Annotated in this window: 2 protein-coding genes; both read left to right on the top strand. The window is 57.6% G+C overall.

The window, feature by feature from the left end:
- Window positions 1-88: 88 nt before the first annotated feature.
- Window positions 89-1,501 (top strand): AAA family ATPase, encoded by a 1,413-nt coding sequence (locus SCM96_15920; GenBank protein MDW7762103.1) that lies wholly within the window; start codon window positions 89-91, stop codon window positions 1,499-1,501.
- Between the two features lie 33 nt (window positions 1,502-1,534).
- Window positions 1,535-1,831: hypothetical protein (locus tag SCM96_15915; GenBank protein ID MDW7762102.1), on the top strand; the 297-nt coding region annotated here is incomplete at its 3' end.

The following is a 1,831-nucleotide window of genomic DNA, read 5'->3' as shown; positions in this document are numbered from 1 at the left end:
TGAGGGAATTGGTGGGGAGGATTGGGGATACGCGATTGGATGTTGAGGCGAGAGATGTGGGGAATAGGAGTGAAAAGGAGGATATGGGATGAGACAGTTTCTTAGTGGGGACGAGGCGGCTTTTCGCGAGCTTGAGGAGCGGGCTCGGAGGTCCTGCATTCTTTTTCGAGATCAGGAGCTTCCGCCGGGCTGTCAACCGGGGCAGGCCGATGTCGGGTTTGAATCTGCCGAAGAAGGAGGAGGGGCGTGTCTTCTGGTGACGCGCGGAGTTCAGTACAGAGGACAGAGTGCGGCCGTGCGGGAATGGATTGCGGCCGGAGAGAAGAGGTTTCCGTCTTTTGCGGTGCTGAGGGAATGGATACAGGGGCCCTTGGCCGAATCGTTCGGTGTTGCCTCCGTGAACAACTCGACACAAGGGCCGGCTCCGGGCGGGCCGTCGGCTTCGAATTTGACCGATATGCCGGCTGTCCGAGAAGGGATCCGCGTCATCAACCGGGCGTTTTACATGGATGAAGACGCTCTTTTCGCGCGTCTTGAGAAGCGTGTTCTCGGACAGGAGGCGGCTCTCAAGGTTCTTTCCTCCGTGATGGTTCGCCATTGTGCGCGTCGGCGGCCTGCGAGGCCGGCCGTCGTTTTTGCCGTCGGGCCCTCGGGGGTAGGGAAGACGAGGACCGCCGAGGTCTTGGCCGAGGTGCTCAGGGAATTCGATGACGAGAACAACGGATATCAGTTCTTGAGACTCGACATGTCGGAATATCAGGAAGAACATCGCGTGAGCCAATTGATCGGTGCGCCCCAGGGGTACATCGGTCACGGAGAGGGCAGTCAACTTCTGGATGCCCTGCGGGCCAACCCCCGCACGATTGTGCTTTTCGACGAAATCGAGAAGGCTCATCCCGCAATCCTTCGTGTCCTGATGAACGCGATGGATGCCGGGCGCTTGTCGACGGCCGCCCGTTCATCGTCCGGCCGAGAGGTCGACTGTCGATACGCTGTCTTCATGTTCACATCGAATCTGGACTCGAAGGAAATCCTGGCCGAGTTGGAAAGTCGCAATGCTTTTGGAAACCGTACGGTTGAAGATGAGGTTTGCCGCCGAAGGCTCCATGCCGCCGGCATTGCGCCGGAGATCGTCGGCAGGATCGGAAGGTTTCTTGTTTATCGCGCCTTGAGTCCCGAGATCCGGGCGGAAATCGTGGCTCTTGCCATTGCCGAAGTCGCCGAGGAGTACGGCCTTAAAGTCGCATTCGTCGAGCCCAATGTCGTTGTCGAATTGATGCAGAAAGTCCGCTCGGAAAATTTCGGGGTGCGCCCCGAACGCTATCTGATCGATGATCTTCTCGGAGGCGCCTTCGCCAAGGCCGCCAAGTTGGGTGTCACCGGCCCGGTCACCGTGAGTGGCCCGCCTTATGAATGCCGCCCCAACGGAACGGAAAACCTCGAAGAGGTCACGCCGGCCGACGACTCGGAAAGATCCTCCGAGTCGCTCCCGGGTGAATAGAAATATCATGACATTCGACGAAAGGAGGTTGACATGTATTGGGGATATCCCTTCGACTGGGCGTCTCTGATCGTTCTCTTCGCCTGCGGCTTTTTTATCGCCCGGCTGCTTTCGGGGAGAATCGTCGGAGCGCTTCTGACATTTTTTCTGGGCGTTGCGGTCTTCTCCATCCTGCTCTCTTCGTGGACTTCAGGCCAACCGTCATATTTTTTGATGCGACTGACGGACAATCTCTCCCATTTTCTTTATGCCAACTTCATGGGAATGGTAGGGTTTTGCGCCGGCGTCTGGGTCGGTTGGAGAAAAAAACGACCGCTCTTTTGGAATCGA

It is taken from the genome of Acidobacteriota bacterium, assembly GCA_033549365.1.
Classification (GTDB): Bacteria; Acidobacteriota; Aminicenantia; order Aminicenantales; family Saccharicenantaceae; genus JAWSUF01.
The sequence above is the reverse complement of the archived record's forward strand: the minus strand, read 5'-3'. Positions and strand labels throughout refer to the sequence as shown.